Source organism: Brachybacterium sp. GCM10030267 (assembly GCF_042666875.1).
Lineage (GTDB): Bacteria > Actinomycetota > Actinomycetes > Actinomycetales > Dermabacteraceae > Brachybacterium.
In genome coordinates this window covers 107528-123317 of sequence record NZ_JBHTCX010000012.1, presented here as the reverse complement: position 1 = coordinate 123317, position 15790 = coordinate 107528, and the positions used below count along the sequence as shown (strand labels likewise).

Below are 15790 nucleotides of genomic sequence, written 5' to 3'. Positions count from 1 at the left end.
CACCCCAATATTTTACAACACGTAGCTTTCCTAAAACCGCTCGACCGGTGTGCGGCATGGCACCGCTTCCGTCTCCGCTCATTTTCAACTACCCTGGGAGGCGGCGCGGCATCCCCCGCGATCGCCTCCCCACGAGAGACCGAGGAAGAGAAGCCATGAGCATCGAGGACGCCACCAGCACCGCGGACTCCGGCCAGGAGCATTCGACCGAGGGCTCCTACGTCCACCAGGGCAAGCCCTTCGACCGCGACATGAACTACATCGCCGACCGCATCACGGAGGACGCCCGGGACGGATGGCCCGTCGAGCCCGGCCGCTACCACCTCGTCGCCGCCCGCGCCTGCCCGTGGGCCAATCGCACCCTGATCTCGCGCCGCCTGCACGGCCTCGAGGACGTCCTCTCCGTGGGCATGCCCGGTCCCACCCACGACAAGCGCTCGTGGACTTTCGATCTCGATGAGGGCGGGAAGGACCCGGTCCTGGGCTACGAGCGTCTCCAGCAGGCCTATTTCGCGCGCTTCCCCGACTACCCGCGCGGCATCACGGTGCCCGCCATGGTCGACATCCCCTCCAAGGCCGTCGTGACCAACGACTTCCAGCAGATCACGCTGGACTTCGCCACCCAGTGGAGCGCCCACCACCGCGACGGCGCCCCGGATCTCTACCCCGAGGCCCAGCGCGAGGAGATCGACGCCCTCAACACGTGGATGCTGCACCGGGTCAACAACGGTGTGTACAAGACCGGTTTCGCCGGCTCCCAGGACGTCTACGAGAGCGAGTACCGCAAGCTGTGGGTGGCGCTCGACGAACTGGAGGACCGTCTCTCGCACAGCCGGTACCTGATGGGGCCCGCGATCACGGAGGCCGACGTGCGCCTGTTTCCCACCCTGATCCGCTTCGACCCGGTCTACTACAGCCACTTCAAGGCGAACCGTCAGCCGCTGGCGACCATGCCGAACCTGTGGAACTACACCAAGGACCTGTTCCAGACGCCCGGCTTCGGCGACACGATCGACCTCGAACAGATCAAGACGCACTACTACTACGTCCAGACCGACATCAACCCGACCCAGGTGGTGCCCGTCGGTCCGGATATGAGCCACCTCATGGATGCTCACGACCGTGACCGCTTCCCCACCAACACGTGGGGCGATGGTGGCACCGCCCCCGAGCCGCCGTTGGCGGCCGAGGTCGTCGACCCCGAGCACACCCCGCTGCACGTGACCGGGCGCTGAGCGCCCACGGACAGCAGGGCAGGTTCGCTCGGGGCCTGCGGCCGGGCGCGGCGGGCCGGTCGGCCGCGGCGGGGCGGCCACGGCGGGGCGGCCGCGGCGGGGCGGTCGCACCTCCGCCGCGCCTACCATGGGTGCCGACATGACAGACCACTCCCCCGCGCCGTCCCCGGCGCCGCCGGCCCTGCACGCCGAGAGCCTCACGCACTTCTACGGCCCCGTCCGCGCCCTGGACGGGCTCTCGCTGACCGCGCGCCGCGGTGAGGTGACAGCGCTCCTGGGTCCCAACGGCGCGGGCAAGACCACCGTGGTCTCCTGCGCCACCGGGCTGCTGCGCCCCGTCGGCGGAACCGTGTCGGTGCTGGGCCGCGACCCCTGGCGCGCCGGCCCCGGCCACCGTGCCCGCGTCGGCGTCATGATCCAGGACGGCGGGCTGACCTCGGGGGCCCGAGCCATGTCTCTGCTGCGCTACGGGGCGAGCCTGCATGCCGCCCCGCTGCCGGTGGACGAGGTCGCCGAGCACCTCGGGATCGACGAGTTCGCCACCACCCTCGTGCGGAGGCTGTCCGGTGGACAGCGGCAGCGCCTCGCGCTGGCCCTCGCGATCATCGGCCGTCCCGAGCTGATCTTCCTGGACGAGCCCACGGCCGGCATGGACCCCTCGATCCGGCAGCGGGTGCGCCACCTGATCCGTTCCCTCGCCGACACCGGCACGGCCGTCGTGCTGACCACCCACATGATGGACGACGTGGTCGGCCTGGCCGACGCCGTCTGCGTCATCGCCGGCGGGAGGACCCTGGCCACGGGCTCCGTCCAGGACATCATCACCGCGCACGACGCCCAGCACGGCGCCGTCGCCGTACGCGCGACCGCGCACGGCGTCGACCCGGCCTCCGTGCCCGCTCTCGAGGCGGACCTGCAGGCCGCCGCCGCTCGTCACGGCGCACGGCTGGAGATCACCGGTGCCGGCGCCGCGGATCTCGAGGCCGTGCTGCTGGACCTCATGCAGCAGGACCGTGCGGATCGGCAGGAGCCCGCGTCGCGAGCTGGGGCGCCGCTCGCCCCGGGCAGCAGTGTCGCCGCGCCCGCTGAGGAGCTGAGATGAGCCCCGCCGCCGATGACGCACCCCTGTCGTCACCATCGCCCGCATCACGGCCTGCCCAGACCCGCCGAGCCGGCGGGAGCCCGGGGCCGACCTCGGCGCCTGCCCCGCGGCCCGCGCCGCGGCCTGCGTCGATGCTGCGCAGGGTGATCGCCCATGCCGCGCTCGAGGCACGGACGCTCCTCTCGAACGGCGAGCAGCTGATGGTGGCGATCGCCCTGCCCGCCATGGTGCTCATCGGCCTGCGCCTGCTGCCCATCGGCAGCCTCGACGGCGCGGACCCGATCGACACGGCGCTCTCCGCGACCCTGGCCACCGCGCTGATCTCGACGTCCTTCACCTCCCAGGCGATCCAGACCGGGTTCGACCGCCGCAACGGCGTGCTGCGCTGGGTGGCGACCACACCGCTGGGACGCGACGGGTACCTCGCCGGCAAGATCCTCGCCACGCTGCTCGTCCAGGTGATCCAGGTCCTCGTGCTCGGCGGGCTCGCTCTGATCCTCGGCTGGAGACCCGCAGCGCTGGAGATGCTGGCGGTGGTCCCGGTATGGGTGCTCGGCACCGTCGCCTTCGGCTCGCTCGGCCTGCTGATCGCCGGCCTCCTGCGCACCGAAGCGGTGCTCGCGGTCTCCAACCTGGTGTTCGTCGTCCTGGTGGCCGCCGGCGGTGTCGCCCTGCCGCCGGCGACCTATCCGCATCTGCTGCGCGGCCTGGTGGATCTGCTGCCCTCGGGTGCTCTCGGGGAGCTGATGCGGGCGTGCCTGGCCGGAGGCCCGTTCTCCCCGGGCTCGCTGCTGGTGCTGATGGCATGGGCGGTGCTCGGTGCGCTCGCCGTGATCCGCTGGTTCCGCTGGACCGACAGCTGAAGGATCCCCTGCCGCGGTGATCGACCCGCTGAGTGCCCGGGGCTCGGAGCGGTCGCCATCCCGATGCAGTGCGGGATCGGTCGCATCAGCGACGCTCGATCAGGGAACTTCCCGTCGCCATCCCTAGAATCGACCGCATGTCCTCCGGTCCCGTCGCCTCGCCCGCGACCGCACGCGTCCCCGAGCGCCACGGCCGCATCACCACGCTGCCCGATCCTCGCCTGCGGTCCTGGGGACCGCGGCGCCGGGCACGCCTCGCCGCGATCGCGCTGTGGGGAAACCTCATCTGCCAGATGGGCATCATCCTCTCCGGCGGCGCGGTGCGGTTGACCGGCAGCGGGCTGGGCTGCTCGACGTGGCCGAACTGCGAGCCCGGCCAGTTCACACCGGAGTTCACGATGGCCTCCGGTATCCACCCGTTCGTGGAGTTCGGAAATCGCACCCTGACCGGCGTGCTGAGCATCTTCGCGATCGCGGTGCTGCTGGTGACGTGGCGGTGGCTGAGCCACAAGGGTCCCGGGTTCCGCCGCTTGGCCTGGGTGCCGCTGATCGGCACCCTGCTGCAAGGGCTGATCGGGGCTTTCGTGGTGTGGCTCCACCTCCACCCGGGACTGGTCAGCCCGCACTTCCTGATCTCCCCGCTGCTCGGGGCGGTCTCCATGGTGCTGCTGGTGCGCCTGTACGACGGGGACGGCCCCGTCCGGCCGGCCGTGCCGACCCGCGCGCTGGGGATCTTCATCGCGCTGGCAGCCGTCGGGTTCACTGTGCTCGTGCTGGGCACGATCGTCACCGGCACCGGCCCCCATTCCGGCGACGCCGGCGAGATCACCCGCATCGCGATGGATCCGCGCCTGGCCGCCCGGCTCCACGCCGGTGCCGTCTACGTGTTCTGCGCCCTGCTGATCGCTCTGCTGATCGTGCTGCACCGCCACGGGGCCCGCCCCGAGGCCACCACCGCCGCCTGGGGCCTCGTCGTGCTGACTCTGCTCCAAGGCGTCATCGGGTACGTCCAGTACTACACCGGGCTCCCGGAGCTGATCGTCTTCTTCCACCTGATCGGCGCCTCGCTGTTCGCCGCCGCCATCGCCTGGGTGGGAGCCCGCCTGGTCACCTGGCAGTGGGCCGAGGAGCGCACGTCCTCCGCTGACCCAGCCGATCCCCCTGCCGCCCGCCCCGACACCTCGGAGACCTCATGATCCTCGGACGACGCCGCCGCGACGCGACGCAGGAGCTGCCCACCCTGGACCAGGCCCGGCCGGCCGGCGAGTTCGTCGCCTCGGTGCTCTCCCACCTGCGCTCCGTGGTCGATGTCGGATGGAATCTGCTGGAGATCGACGCCGAAGCGCATCGGCTGATCCGCGAGGTCGGCGCGACCAGCTGCTATCTCGATTACCACCCGGCCTTCGGGGCCTCCCCCTTCGGCCACGTCATCTGCACCTCGGTCAACGACGGCGTCCTACACGGCCGCCCCTACGACCGGGTCCTGGCCGACGGCGACCTGCTCTCGCTGGATTTCGCCGTGGAGGTCGAGGGCTGGGTCGCCGACTCCTGCCTCTCGATCACGGTGGGCACGCCCCGCCCCGAGGATCTGCAGCTGATCCGCGACACCGAACAGGTGATGTGGGCGGGCATCGATCAGGTGCGCGCCGGCAACACGGTCGGCGACATCGGCCATGCCGTCATGAACGAGGCCCACAGCCTCGGATACACGATCAACAACCGCTTCGGCGGGCACGGCGTCGGCCGGACCATGCACGAAGCGCCGTTCGTGCCCAACCACGGCACCCCGGGCGGAGGGCTCGAGCTCGTCGCCGGCCAACTGCTGACCGTCGAGCCGTTCCTCTCCCCCACCACCTCCGAGCTCGTGGTCGATGAGGCCGACGGCTGGACCCAGCTCTCGGCCGACGGCTCCCGCGGAGCGCACGCGGAGCACACGCTGCAGGTCACCGAGGGCGACCCGGTCATCCTCACGGCCCGGGCGGACGACCCCGCTCCGCGCAGCTCCCTGGGCTGAGCAGCTCCCTGGGCCGAGGAGCCCTGGACCGAGGAGTCACAGCTCCCCGGGCCATGGAGCCATGGCTCCCCAGGACGGGTGCAGCCGCGCGCGTCAGCGCAGCACGTCACGCACCGCCGATGCGATGCCGGGAGCGTCCAGGCCCTGCTCGGCGAGGAGGCGTCCGCGGTCCCCGTGCGGGATGAACGACTGGTCGATCCCGAGGGTGCGCACGGGCGGCGTCGGCCTCGAGACGCTCGCGCGGTCGCCGAGGTGTCCGCGAAGCGCCGCTCCGACACCACGGGAGGCGACGCCGTCCTCGAGGGTGACCACGGCGCGGGCACCGGCGGCCAGGTCGACCAGCTCCGCGGGGACAGGCAGCGCCTGGAGAGGATCAAGGACCACGACGTTCCCCAGCCCGGAGCATTCCTGAGCAGCCGCGACAGCGCGATCGGCCAGCGCGCCGATGCTCACGATCAGCACGTCGATCGGCTGCTCGACATCCCCGGCCAGCACATGCCCCGCCGCCGTCACGGTGACGGCGTCCATCTCCGCCGGGCACGAGCCCTTCGGGAAGCGCACCAGCGACGGCCCCGCCACGGTGAGGGCGGCGGTCACAGCATCATCGAGTCGCGTGCCGTCACGCGGCGCCCAGACGGCCATTCCCGGGACCTGGGCAGCGAGGGCGAGGTCCCAGATGCCGTGATGGCTCGGCCCGTCGGGGCCGGTGATCCCGGCGCGGTCGAGCGTGAGGGTGACGTCCTCGCCGTGCAGCGCGACGTCCAGCAGCAGTTGGTCGAAGGCCCGGTTCAGGAACGTCGAGTACAGGGCGACCAGAGGCTTCGCCCCGCCGCGGGAGAGTCCGGCAGCGGTGTCCAGGGCGAGCTGTTCGGCGATGCCGACGTCGATCACGCGCTCGGGCAGCTCGCGCTGCATCGATGCGAGGCCGACGGGGTCGATCATCGCGGCGCTGAGGGCCACGACGCGATCGTCCGCGCGTGCGGCCTCGAGAACCGCCGCGGAGAAGCGAGCGGTCCAGGTTGCGGGAGGGGCCGGCGAATCGCTCGCCTCCGGGACCGGAGCGCTCTCGGGTTCGTTCGGCGGCTCGATGTCGAAGGGCCCGGTGGTGTGCCAGTGGTCGAGGGCGTCCATCTCGGCGCGGGCGAAGCCTGCTCCCTTACGGGTGATCACGTGCAGCACCACACCGGGGCGCTCCGGATCCTCGGCCGCCGCCCGGGCCTGCCGCAGTGCGCGCGCCAGGGCTGCGTGGTCGTGGCCGTCGATCGGCCCCAGGTAGGTCAGTCCCAGGGAGCTGAACAGGTCGTCGCCCGCCGCGACCGTGCCCTCGCGCAGGTCTCGCAGGTGCTGTGACAGTCCCCCGACGGTCGGCGCGTAGGAACGGGTGTTGTCATTGAGCACCACGATGGTGCGTGAGCCGACGTCGGTGGCGAGCTCGTTGAGCGCTTCGAGGCCGACGCCGCCGGTCAGTGCCCCGTCGCCGGTGACCGCGACGGACACCCCGGGCTCGCCGGCGAGGCGGTGGGCGCGGTCGATGCCGTGCGCCCAGGCGATCGAGCCGGAGGCGTGGGAGTTCTCGACGACGTCGTGGGCGGACTCGGCGCGGTCCGGGTACCCGGCCGTGCCTCCGGCGCCGCGGAGGCCGGCGAGATCGGCGCGGCCGGTGAGCATCTTGTGCACGTAGGCCTGATGGCCGGTGTCGAACACGATCGCCTCGCGCGGCGAGTCGAGCTCGCGGTGCAGGGCGAGGGTCAATTCGACGACGCCGAGGTTGGGACCGAGGTGCCCGCCGTGCTGCGAGGTGATCTCCACCAGCCGTCGGCGCAGGGTGCGTGCGAGCGCCGGGAGCTCGGTGGGGGCCAGCTCGCGCAGCCGGGCGGGATCGGCGGGGATGTCCACGTCCGTCGGTCCGGCCCCGGGTGAGGCGTCACCGGCGGCCGGGCGAGGGGCCGCGGAGGGGGCCGGCGCGGACGGTGCGGCGTACCGGACGGCATGCTGCTGAGAGGTCGACATGCGCAGGTCCTCCATCGGCCTCGGGGACGGGATGCCGCCAGCTTACGTCGTGCTGACCTGTATCGACGGACCGCATGGTCACATTCGTGCACATCTTCACCGGTGATTCACCGGTCCCCACCGGAGTGTGCATCGCGGTGCAGTATCCGTGCGCAGCGGTGCACTAGTGGACGTCGCCGCGCTGCTGCGCGGTGCCGTCGGGCTCGCTCATCTCCCGTGCTCGCGGCGGGAGGCGAGCGCGAGCTGACGGATCAGATCCCCGGGTATCGGCTTCCGCGCAGTGAAGGTGACACCGGTCTTGGTCGCCTTCAGCCCGGCCGCGGCGATGTCCTCGGCGTGCGACGCGATGGCACCTGCGGCGACATACAGGCCGCACTGCCGGCTGAAGGCGGCATACCCCGCGACGACCGATCCCCCGATCTCGAAACCCGGCATGTCGTACTTGAGGACCTCACGTGCCTCCGGCAGGGCGGCCGCAAGCTCGCCGCGGAGCTGTTCGAGCACCGGCCGGAATTGCTCGGGCGCCGCGGAGATGTAGGCCTCGTGATCGGACATCATCATCCCCTTCCGGACGTCTCGGACCAGCGCTGGCCAGGAGCCTAGTCCCATATCCGGAGGAGAACCATGCCCGCCCCGCGCAGAGCGCCCCGCCAGGCCGAAGCCTGACGGGGCGCACGCACTCACGGGGACTCTCGCCCACGGTCGATGAACCGGGGTCGACGACCCGGGCTGCGGGAGCCCGGGCCGTCCCGGCTCACGCGACCAGCTGGCGCAGCACGTACTGCAGGATGCCGCCGTTGCGGAAGTACTCGGCCTCGCCGGGGGTGTCGATGCGGACGTCCGCATCGAACTCCACCGTGGTGCCGTCCTCCTTCTGTGCGGTGACGGCGACCTGCTTGGGGCTGGCGCCCTCGTTGATGGCGGAGACGCCGGCGATGGAGAAGGTCTCGCTGCCGTCCAGGCCCAGCGACTCGGCGGACTCGCCGGTCGGGAACTGTAGCGGCAGCACGCCCATCCCGATGAGGTTGGAGCGGTGGATGCGCTCGAAGCTCTCGGCGATCACGGCCTGCACCCCGAGGAGCTTGGTGCCCTTGGCGGCCCAGTCCCGGGAGGAGCCGGTGCCGTATTCCTTGCCGGCGAGGACGACGAGCGGGATGTCCTGCTCGGCGTAGGCCTGGGCGGCGTCGTAGATGAACTCCTGCTCACCGGTCAGGAAGTTCTTCGTGTAGCCGCCCTCGACCCCGTCCAGGAGCTGGTTGCGGATACGGATGTTGGCGAAGGTGCCGCGGATCATCACCTCGTGGTTGCCGCGTCGCGAGCCGTAGGAGTTGAAGTCCTTGCGCGCGACCCCGTGCTCCTGGAGGTAGCGACCGGCCGGGGAGTCGAGCTTGATCGCGCCCGCGGGCGAGATGTGGTCGGTGGTGGTGGAGTCGCCGACCTTGACCAGGACACGGGCGCCCTCGATGTCGGTGACCGGCTCCGGGCGCAGCTCCATGCCCTCGAAGTACGGGGGCTTGCGCACGTAGGTGGACTCCTCGTCCCACGCGAACGTCGCACCCTCGGGAGTGTCGAGGTTGCGCCAGCGCTCGTCTCCGGTGAAGACGTCCTTGTAGTCGTCGGTGAACATCTCCTGGGAGATGGATTCGGCGATGACCTGCTCGACCTCGGTGGGGCTGGGCCAGATGTCGCGCAGGTAGACATCCTTGCCGTCCTTGTCGGTGCCCAGCGGGTCGTTCTCGAAGTCGAAGTCCATCGTGCCCGCGAGCGCGTAGGCGATGACCAGCGGCGGAGAGGCCAGGTAGTTCATCTTCACGTCGGGGTTGATGCGGCCCTCGAAGTTGCGGTTGCCCGAGAGCACCGCCGTGACGGCGAGGTCCTTCTCGGCGATGGCCTCGGAGATCTCCGGGGACAGCGGGCCGGAGTTGCCGATGCACGTGGTGCAGCCGTAGCCGACGAGGTGGAAGCCGAGCTCCTCGAGCGCGGGCCACAGGCCGGCCTTGGTGTAGTAGTTCGTGACCACCTGGGACCCGGGCGCCATGGAGGTCTTCACCCACGGCTTCGAGGTCAGGCCCCGGTCGGCGGCGTTGCGGGCCAGCAGGCCGGCCGCCATCATCACCGAGGGGTTGGAGGTGTTGGTGCAGGAGGTGATCGAGGCGATCGAGACGATGCCGTGATCGATCGAGAAGTCCTGACCCTTGACCTGCACCGGGTTCGAGGCACGGCCCTGAGCCGCGGGCACCTCCACGGGGGCCTCGCCGCCGGAGTCGTTGTCGGAGCCCTGGGCGGCCGGGTCCGAGGCCGGGAAGGTGCCGGACTCGGGCGTATCGATCTCGTGGACGGGAACGTCGTCGCCGGCGTAGGAGGGGAGGACCTCGCGGAAGTTCTCCTTGGCCTCGGTCAGGGCCACGCGGTCCTGCGGGCGCTTGGGGCCGGCGATCGAGGGGACCACGGTGGACAGGTCCAGCTCGAGGTACTCGGAGTACTCGGCCTCCTTCGAGGGGTCGTGCCACAGCCCCTGGCGCTTGGCGTAGGCCTCGACGAGGGCCAGCTGCTCCTCGGAGCGGCCGGTCAGGCGCAGGTAGTCCACGGTGACCTCGTCGACCGGGAAGATCGCGCAGGTGGAGCCGAACTCGGGGCTCATGTTGCCGATGGTGGCACGGTTGGCCAGCGGGACCTGGGCGACACCCTCGCCGTAGAACTCGACGAACTTGCCGACGGCGCCGTGCTCGCGGAGCATCTCGGTGATCGTGAGCACGACGTCGGTCGCAGTCGCCGCCGGCGGGATCTCGCCGGTCAGCTTGAAGCCGACCACGCGCGGGATGAGCATGGAGACCGGCTGGCCGAGCATGGCGGCCTCGGCCTCGATGCCGCCGACGCCCCAGCCCAGCACGCCCAGGCCGTTGACCATCGTGGTGTGGGAGTCGGTGCCGACACAGGAGTCCGGGTACGCGCGGAGTGCGCCATCGACCTCGCGGGTCATGACGGTGCGGGCAAGGTACTCGATGTTGACCTGGTGGACGATGCCGGTGCCCGGGGGCACCACCTTGAAGTCGTCGAAGGCGGTCTGGCCCCAGCGCAGGAACTGGTAGCGCTCCTTGTTGCGCTCGTACTCCAGCTCCATGTTCTGCTCGAGGGCGTCGAGCCTGCCGGCCACGTCGATCATGACGGAGTGGTCGATGACCATCTCGGCCGGGGCGAGGGGGTTGATCTTCTCGGGGTCACCGCCGAGCTCCTGCATGGCCTCGCGCATGGTGGCGAGGTCGACCACACAGGGCACACCGGTGAAGTCCTGCATGATCACGCGGGCCGGGGTGAACTGGATCTCGACCGAGGGATCGGCGCTGGGCTGCCAGTTCGCCAGCGCGCGGACGTGGTCGGCGGTGATGTTCGCACCGTCCTCGGTGCGCAGCAGGTTCTCCAGCAGGATCTTGAGGCTGTAGGGAAGCTTGTCGGCGCCCTCCACGGCGTCGAGCGCGAAGATCTCGTAGTCGGTGCCGCCGACGGTGAGATCCTGTTTCGCGGCGAATGAGTCGACAGTGCTCATGAGGCGAACTCCTTGGGTGATGAGGCGACCCCTCCATCGTATGCGCGCCCGCCGGGGCGGACGGGCGAACGCCGTGACCGTCCCGGGCGGCGCGCAGGTGCACGACGCTCGCCGGGCGTGGCCACGGGGGTCTCCGGAGTGATCTCCGGTAGATATCTTGACGTCAAGATAAAGCCTACCACGGGAGCGCCGGGCTCAGGACTCGCTGTCGCGCTCCAGCACCACCACCGACTCCACGTGGTGGGTATGCGGGAAGAGGTCGAAGGCGCGCAGCTCGGAGATCTTCCAGCCGGCCTTCTCGATCGCGGCGAGGTCGCGGGCCAGGGTGGAGGGCTCGCAGGAGACGTACACGATCCGCTGTCGCACCGCCTTGGCCAGCAGACCCATCAGTTCGGTGCCGGCGCCGTTGCGGGGCGGGTCGAGCACGACCACGTCCACGCCGCCACGACGGGCTCTGACCCAGTCGGTGACGTCGGCCGTGGCGGTCGAGACCTGGGGCAGATCCTCGAGGTTCTCGGCCGCCAGCTGGGAGGCGCGGCGGTTGCCCTCGACCGTGATGACGCTGCCGTCACGGCCGACCTGCTCCGCCGCGGTCGCAGCGAACAGGCCCACACCTCCGTAGAGGTCCCAGGCACTGCCGCCGTGGGGCGCCCGAAGGGTGGACTCGACGACCTCGCTGAGCAGCTCCGCCGCGCGGCGGTGAGCCTGCCAGAAGCCCGTGGCGCTGACGGCGAACAGGCGCTCGCCCACCCGTTCGCGCACGGTTCCGTCCCCGCGCAGCGGCACCAGGCCGCGGCCGGTGCGCACGGCGACCCCGGCATCGCCCCAGCTGTCCGGGACGACGACTGAGGCGGGGTCGAGCTCGCGACCGATCAGCACCACGGAGGCGGGTCCCGCCGACGGGGCCACGGCGTCGATCGCCTCGGTGCCCTCCGGGGCGGTCCACTCCCCCAGGCGCAGGTCCCGGATGGCCGGGGCGGCCAACGGGTTCTCGCCGGCGTCGCGCACCTCGTGGGAGCGCCATCCGCGCATCCCGACGCGCCCGTCGGCATCGACGGCGAAGCGCACGCGGGTGCGCCATCCGAGCCCGTCGAGATCGTGCGGCGCGGGCTCGACCTGCACGTCCTCGATCGGGTAGCTGGTCACTCCGGCGCGGCGCAGCAGTTCCTGCATGACCTCGCTGGCGATGCGGCGCTGGGCGGGGAGGGCGATGTGGGCCCATTCCGCCCCGCCGACGCCGTCAGCGGCGGCCTCCTCCCACACCGAGGGCACCCGGTCCACGCCGGCCTCGAGCACATCGATCGCCTCGGCGCGCCAGAACCGGGCCGAGGCGTTCTCCTCGGGGTCATCGAGCAGCCGGGCCGTCACGGTCTCTCCCGGTGTGGTGCCACGGACGAAGACCACTCGTCCCTCGTGGCGGGCGACGAAGGTGCCGCCGGCCGCGGGTGGTCCGACGGTGAGAGTCAGAAGTCGGCCGCCGACGGCGGGGCTGGGCACTCGTTCGGCGTCCGGGCTCATCGGACCACTCCTCCTCCGTCCGCGCGCACTCGTGCCGTCGCGGACCGCAGCTCCTCGATCTCGTGGCGAGTTCCGGCGCCGGCCGAGGCTCACGCCCGGGAACTCTTCGGCCCCCAGTGTCCCACCAGGCGGACCCCTGCGGGGACCGGCACGCTCCCGCCCGGGCGAGCTGAGGCCCAGCAGAAGCCTACGTCTCGGCACCGGAAGGACGAGGCGCCGGGTGGTCGAGCTGCGGGCTCAGAGCTCGAGACGGAGCCTCAGGAGTACCCGCCGCGGGAGAGCAGCGAGCGGTGCATCAACCACACCAGGTAGGCGATCACCGCGAAGGCGGGCAGGCCCATGGCGAGCTTGGCCACGCCGAGCGCCGCCACCTGACCCGTCAGCAGCAGCGGCACCTGGACGGCCAGCTTCGCGGCGTACAGCGCCAGGAACAGCACAGTGGCCCGGCCGTAGACGCGGCGGGCGTCGGGATCCTGCGCCCAGTCCTTCACGCGCGGATCCAGGGCACCGATGAAGTACCCGACCAGCGGCCGCCGCACCAGCAGCGAGATCGCCAGGACCACCAGGGCCACGGCATTTATGGCGAGGCCGGGCGCGTAGAAGTCGGAGCCGTCCCCGGAACGGATCGCGAGGACCGCCCCGAGGCCCACCCCGATCAGGCCGCCGAGCACGGTCGAGGGGCTCTGGCGCTGGATAAGGCGTGCCACCAGGAAGATTGCCACCACCGCGACCGCCGAGACGGAGGCGAGGGTCACGGACCGGGTGGCGACGTACAGGACGATGAACAGCAGCGTCGGCAGCACCGATTCGGCGATGCCGCGCGGCCCGCCGATCGCGTCGGCGACGGAGAACTCCTCCTGATGCAGGACGCCTCCGAGGCCGCGCTTGACCGGATCGCCCTCTCCCGCTCCGGGCGAGCGGGCAGGGGTCGGTCGCGCCGGCTCGGCATTCTCGCCCGGTCGCGCCGGGTCGGCCGGTCCACCGGACCGTGGGGGCTGGGACGGGCCGGGGCCCGGGGAGGGCGTGCTCATCCGATCTGCGTGATCTCGGGGCCGCGCGCCAGCGGATCCAGCGGGCCGGCGCCGGTCTGGGTGAGGCCCGGGCGCTGGCCGGGCAACGTCAGCGGAATCAGTTCCTGGGGCGCCATCGCCTCGCCTCCGCGTACCACGACCAGGCGGGAGACCAGGGTCTCGAAGCTCTTGGCCTGCTCCTTGTCGGACAGCGCCTTGCCGGTGAGGATCGCGCGGAGGAACCAGCGAGGCCCGTCGATGCCGATGAAGCGCGCCGGGCGGTACCCGGTACGGCCATCGGTGCGCTTGACGGGCAGCCGGGTGATCAGCTCGGTCCCGAAGACGCCGGGCCGGGTCTCGGCGGTGCCGCCCTGCTTGACGACGGAGTCGCGCAACGACGTGCGCACCTCGTCCCACAGGCCGCGCGATTTCGGGGCGGCGAACGCCTGGACCTGCAGGGACGAGCCGCCGATGACCAGATTCGCGCCGGTGACGGTTCCGGTGCGCTGGTCGACCTCCATCCGCAGCTCCATGTCCTCGATGGTGGGGACCTGGAGGCCGCCGAGGTCGATGCGGTCCTCGTCGGGGGCGTCCGGGGCGTCAAAGGGCCCCTCGTCGAGGTGTTCGGCTCGCGGGGGCGCCTCGTCGGGCGCTTCGTCGGCCTCCGGCTCGTCGGCCCCGGTCGGTTCGGCGTCGTCCTCGTCCTGGCCGAGACCGACGTCCTCGAGGGAGTCCTCGGGGACGGCGTGCTCGCCCTCGTCGGACTCCGCGCGCTTCCTGCGGGAGAACAGTCCCACGGTCATCCCTCCTTGTGCTCGTCGGTGCCGGCCGGTGCCGGTCCGGGGCCGAAGCCGCCGCTGGACCCGAAGCCGGAGGCGTCACGATCGGTGGCGTCGAGGTCATCGACCTGCTGCAGCGCCGGCGCCAGGAACGGAACCACGACCAACTGGGCGATCCGGTCCCCCGCCGCGAGGGCGAACGGTTCGGACAGGTCGGTGTTGTGCAGCGAGACCTTGATCGGCCCGCGATATCCGGCGTCCACGATACCGGGACCGTTCAGCACGGTGATGCCGTGCCGGGAGGCCAGTCCCGAGCGAGGGCAGACCAGTCCCACGGTGCCGGGGGGCAGTGCGAGCGAGACCCCGGTGTCGACGAGGGCTCGCCCCCCGGCGGGGATCTCGACGTCCTCGGCGCTGGAGAGATCCAGGCCGGCGTCGTCGGCGTGAGCGCGGTGGGGCATCGGCGTGCCGGGGGCGAGACGGATCCGCAACGGCGGCGTCCCCATGGGGGCGGGTGCGGCGTCCGCGTCCTCGGTCGTGAAGTCAGGCAGAGCAGGCATGGGCACAGGGTATGCCGTCAGCGCGCTGGAGCGTCCAGGGGCTGCGTGAGACGATGAGCGCATGCCCGACGCCGTCGATCCCCGCACCGCCTCACCGACCGGAGAGCCCGCACCATCCGCCCCGAATCGCCCCCGTGACCAGGAGCCTCTCTTCCGTGAGCGCCTGCTGCCCGGCCCGGGGACCTGGGTCGTGGTGGTGGCGCTCGGCTCCATCCTCGGGGTGGTCATCGTGCCCTTGCATCTCACGACCGCGCTCGTGGTCGGAGTGGTCTCGATCATCGTCGCGGTGATCCTCGCCGTGCTCTACTCCCCCGTCCTGGAGGTCAAGGACGGCTGGTTCACGATGGGCCGCGCTCGGATCGAGGTCGATCAGCTCGGTGAGGCGACGGTGCTGCGCGGGGACGAGTGGCGCACCACGATGGGTCAGGGCTTCGAGCCTCTGGCGCACCACTGCGTGCGCGGCTGGGTCTCCTCGGGCTTCCGCGTCGAGGTGCTCGATGACGAGGATTCCACCACCGCGTGGGTCGGCTCCTCACGCCGTCCCGACGACCTCGCGCTCGCACTGCGCAGCGCCCGACGGGACTCGCGAAGCGGCTGAGCGGGGCGAACGCCTCAGCGGGCTCGAGCCGGACTCCCGCGGCACGGGAGACCGGACGCCGGAGACGGTCGACGCTGCGGCATTGGGCCCCACGACATGCAGGACGGCGCCGCATCCGACATGGATGCGGCGCCGTCCTGGCGAGATCGTGCGCGGAAGTGATCGCCGCTCAAGCGGCGGCACACTCCTTGCAGATGATGAGGGTGCCCTCGACGTGGTCGATCTGGCTGCGGTGCTTCACGAGGAAGCAGCTGGCGCAGGTGAACTCATCGGCCTGACGGGGAAGAACTCTCACGGAGAGCTCCTCGCCGGAGAGATCGGCGCCGGGGAGCTCGTACGAGTCCGCCGCCTCCGCCTCGTCCTCGTCCACCGTGGGGGCCGCCGCTTCGCTCCGGCGGCCCTTGAGCTCCTCGATGGAGTCGTCGTTCGATTCGTCCTCGTTCTTGCGCGGGGCGTCGTAATCTGTGGCCATCTACGGTCCGTTCCTGGTTGTCTCGGCGGTCGTCCGACCTCGGTGCGTGCGGCGGTCCTGCGCTGGCGAGACTGCCCGTGCCCCT

The 15790-nt window shown here is 71.3% G+C and carries 14 protein-coding genes; 6 read left to right on the top strand and 8 right to left on the bottom strand.

Features of this window, described 5'->3' with window-relative positions; genetic code table 11:
* Positions 1-155: 155 nt before the first annotated feature.
* The 5 genes from ACFQS2_RS11665 to map all read left to right on the top strand — a co-directional run bounded on the left by ACFQS2_RS11665 (position 156) and on the right by map (position 5214).
* Positions 156-1235: a glutathione S-transferase family protein gene (locus ACFQS2_RS11665; RefSeq protein ID WP_377020026.1), complete on the top strand. Its 1080-nt coding sequence runs from the start codon at positions 156-158 to the stop codon at positions 1233-1235.
* Positions 1236-1374: 139 nt separating this feature from the next.
* Positions 1375-2337: an ABC transporter ATP-binding protein gene (locus ACFQS2_RS11660; protein ID WP_377020027.1), complete on the top strand. Its 963-nt coding sequence runs from the start codon at positions 1375-1377 to the stop codon at positions 2335-2337.
* 131 nt (positions 2338-2468) lie between these two features.
* Positions 2469-3200 carry an ABC transporter permease gene (locus tag ACFQS2_RS11655; RefSeq protein ID WP_377020028.1) on the top strand — a complete coding sequence of 244 codons (732 nt, stop codon included), beginning with the start codon at positions 2469-2471 and terminating at the stop codon, positions 3198-3200.
* 137 nt (positions 3201-3337) lie between these two features.
* Entirely contained in the window at positions 3338-4396 is a 1059-nt protein-coding gene (locus ACFQS2_RS11650; RefSeq protein ID WP_377020029.1) for a heme A synthase, read from the top strand.
* A complete protein-coding gene (gene map / locus ACFQS2_RS11645) occupies positions 4393-5214 on the top strand; it encodes a type I methionyl aminopeptidase (protein WP_377020030.1) in 822 nt (273 codons plus the stop codon). Before ACFQS2_RS11650 ends, map begins: the two co-directional genes overlap by 4 nt.
* A gap of 93 nt (positions 5215-5307) precedes the next feature.
* On the opposite strand, the gene ACFQS2_RS11640 is transcribed toward map, so the two are convergent.
* The 7 genes from ACFQS2_RS11640 to dut all read right to left on the bottom strand — a co-directional run bounded on the left by ACFQS2_RS11640 (position 5308) and on the right by dut (position 14635).
* Complete coding sequence (locus tag ACFQS2_RS11640) at positions 5308-7224, bottom strand: 1-deoxy-D-xylulose-5-phosphate synthase (RefSeq protein ID WP_377020031.1); 1917 nt, start codon at positions 7222-7224, stop codon at positions 5308-5310.
* Between the two features lie 207 nt (positions 7225-7431).
* Positions 7432-7779 (bottom strand): iron chaperone, encoded by a 348-nt coding sequence (locus ACFQS2_RS11635; protein ID WP_377020032.1) that lies wholly within the window; start codon positions 7777-7779, stop codon positions 7432-7434.
* A gap of 199 nt (positions 7780-7978) precedes the next feature.
* The gene (acnA, locus tag ACFQS2_RS11630) at positions 7979-10768 is read right to left on the bottom strand and encodes an aconitate hydratase AcnA (protein ID WP_377793875.1); all 2790 of its coding nucleotides are present in this window, start codon (positions 10766-10768) and stop codon (positions 7979-7981) included.
* A 195-nt stretch (positions 10769-10963) separates the two neighbouring features.
* Positions 10964-12286, bottom strand: a complete 1323-nt coding sequence (locus ACFQS2_RS11625) for a class I SAM-dependent RNA methyltransferase (protein ID WP_377020034.1) — start codon at positions 12284-12286, stop codon at positions 10964-10966.
* A gap of 257 nt (positions 12287-12543) precedes the next feature.
* Positions 12544-13317, bottom strand: coding sequence for a DUF3159 domain-containing protein (locus ACFQS2_RS11620; RefSeq protein WP_377020035.1), 774 nt, complete (start codon positions 13315-13317; stop codon positions 12544-12546).
* Positions 13314-14093: a DUF3710 domain-containing protein gene (locus ACFQS2_RS11615; RefSeq protein ID WP_377794173.1), complete on the bottom strand. Its 780-nt coding sequence runs from the start codon at positions 14091-14093 to the stop codon at positions 13314-13316. Before ACFQS2_RS11615 ends, ACFQS2_RS11620 begins: the two co-directional genes overlap by 4 nt.
* A 2-nt stretch (positions 14094-14095) precedes the next feature.
* Positions 14096-14635 (bottom strand): dUTP diphosphatase, encoded by a 540-nt coding sequence (gene dut / locus ACFQS2_RS11610; RefSeq protein ID WP_377793874.1) that lies wholly within the window; start codon positions 14633-14635, stop codon positions 14096-14098.
* Positions 14636-14696: 61 nt separating this feature from the next.
* Between dut and ACFQS2_RS11605 the strand changes: the two genes are divergently transcribed.
* Positions 14697-15233, top strand: coding sequence for a DUF3093 domain-containing protein (locus tag ACFQS2_RS11605; RefSeq protein ID WP_377793873.1), 537 nt, complete (start codon positions 14697-14699; stop codon positions 15231-15233).
* Between the two features lie 169 nt (positions 15234-15402).
* Here ACFQS2_RS11605 and ACFQS2_RS11600 read toward each other — a convergent pair whose 3' ends face one another.
* Positions 15403-15705 (bottom strand): DUF4193 domain-containing protein, encoded by a 303-nt coding sequence (locus ACFQS2_RS11600; RefSeq protein ID WP_377020038.1) that lies wholly within the window; start codon positions 15703-15705, stop codon positions 15403-15405.
* Positions 15706-15790: the final 85 nt, after the last annotated feature.

Excerpts from the sequence above, each read along its gene's own strand:
- ACFQS2_RS11665 (WP_377020026.1), top strand. The coding sequence starts at position 156 with ATGAGCATCGAGGACGCCACCAGCACCGCGGACTCCGGCCAGGAGCAT.
- ACFQS2_RS11660 (WP_377020027.1), top strand. The coding sequence starts at position 1,375 with ATGACAGACCACTCCCCCGCGCCGTCCCCGGCGCCGCCGGCCCTGCAC.
- ACFQS2_RS11655 (WP_377020028.1), top strand. The coding sequence starts at position 2,469 with ATGCTGCGCAGGGTGATCGCCCATGCCGCGCTCGAGGCACGGACGCTC.
- ACFQS2_RS11650 (WP_377020029.1), top strand. The coding sequence starts at position 3,338 with ATGTCCTCCGGTCCCGTCGCCTCGCCCGCGACCGCACGCGTCCCCGAG.
- map (WP_377020030.1), top strand. The coding sequence starts at position 4,393 with ATGATCCTCGGACGACGCCGCCGCGACGCGACGCAGGAGCTGCCCACC.
- ACFQS2_RS11640 (WP_377020031.1), bottom strand. The coding sequence starts at position 7,224 with ATGTCGACCTCTCAGCAGCATGCCGTCCGGTACGCCGCACCGTCCGCG.
- ACFQS2_RS11635 (WP_377020032.1), bottom strand. The coding sequence starts at position 7,779 with ATGTCCGATCACGAGGCCTACATCTCCGCGGCGCCCGAGCAATTCCGG.
- acnA (WP_377793875.1), bottom strand. The coding sequence starts at position 10,768 with ATGAGCACTGTCGACTCATTCGCCGCGAAACAGGATCTCACCGTCGGC.
- ACFQS2_RS11625 (WP_377020034.1), bottom strand. The coding sequence starts at position 12,286 with ATGAGCCCGGACGCCGAACGAGTGCCCAGCCCCGCCGTCGGCGGCCGA.
- ACFQS2_RS11620 (WP_377020035.1), bottom strand. The coding sequence starts at position 13,317 with ATGAGCACGCCCTCCCCGGGCCCCGGCCCGTCCCAGCCCCCACGGTCC.
- dut (WP_377793874.1), bottom strand. The coding sequence starts at position 14,635 with ATGCCTGCTCTGCCTGACTTCACGACCGAGGACGCGGACGCCGCACCC.
- ACFQS2_RS11605 (WP_377793873.1), top strand. The coding sequence starts at position 14,697 with ATGCCCGACGCCGTCGATCCCCGCACCGCCTCACCGACCGGAGAGCCC.
- ACFQS2_RS11600 (WP_377020038.1), bottom strand. The coding sequence starts at position 15,705 with ATGGCCACAGATTACGACGCCCCGCGCAAGAACGAGGACGAATCGAAC.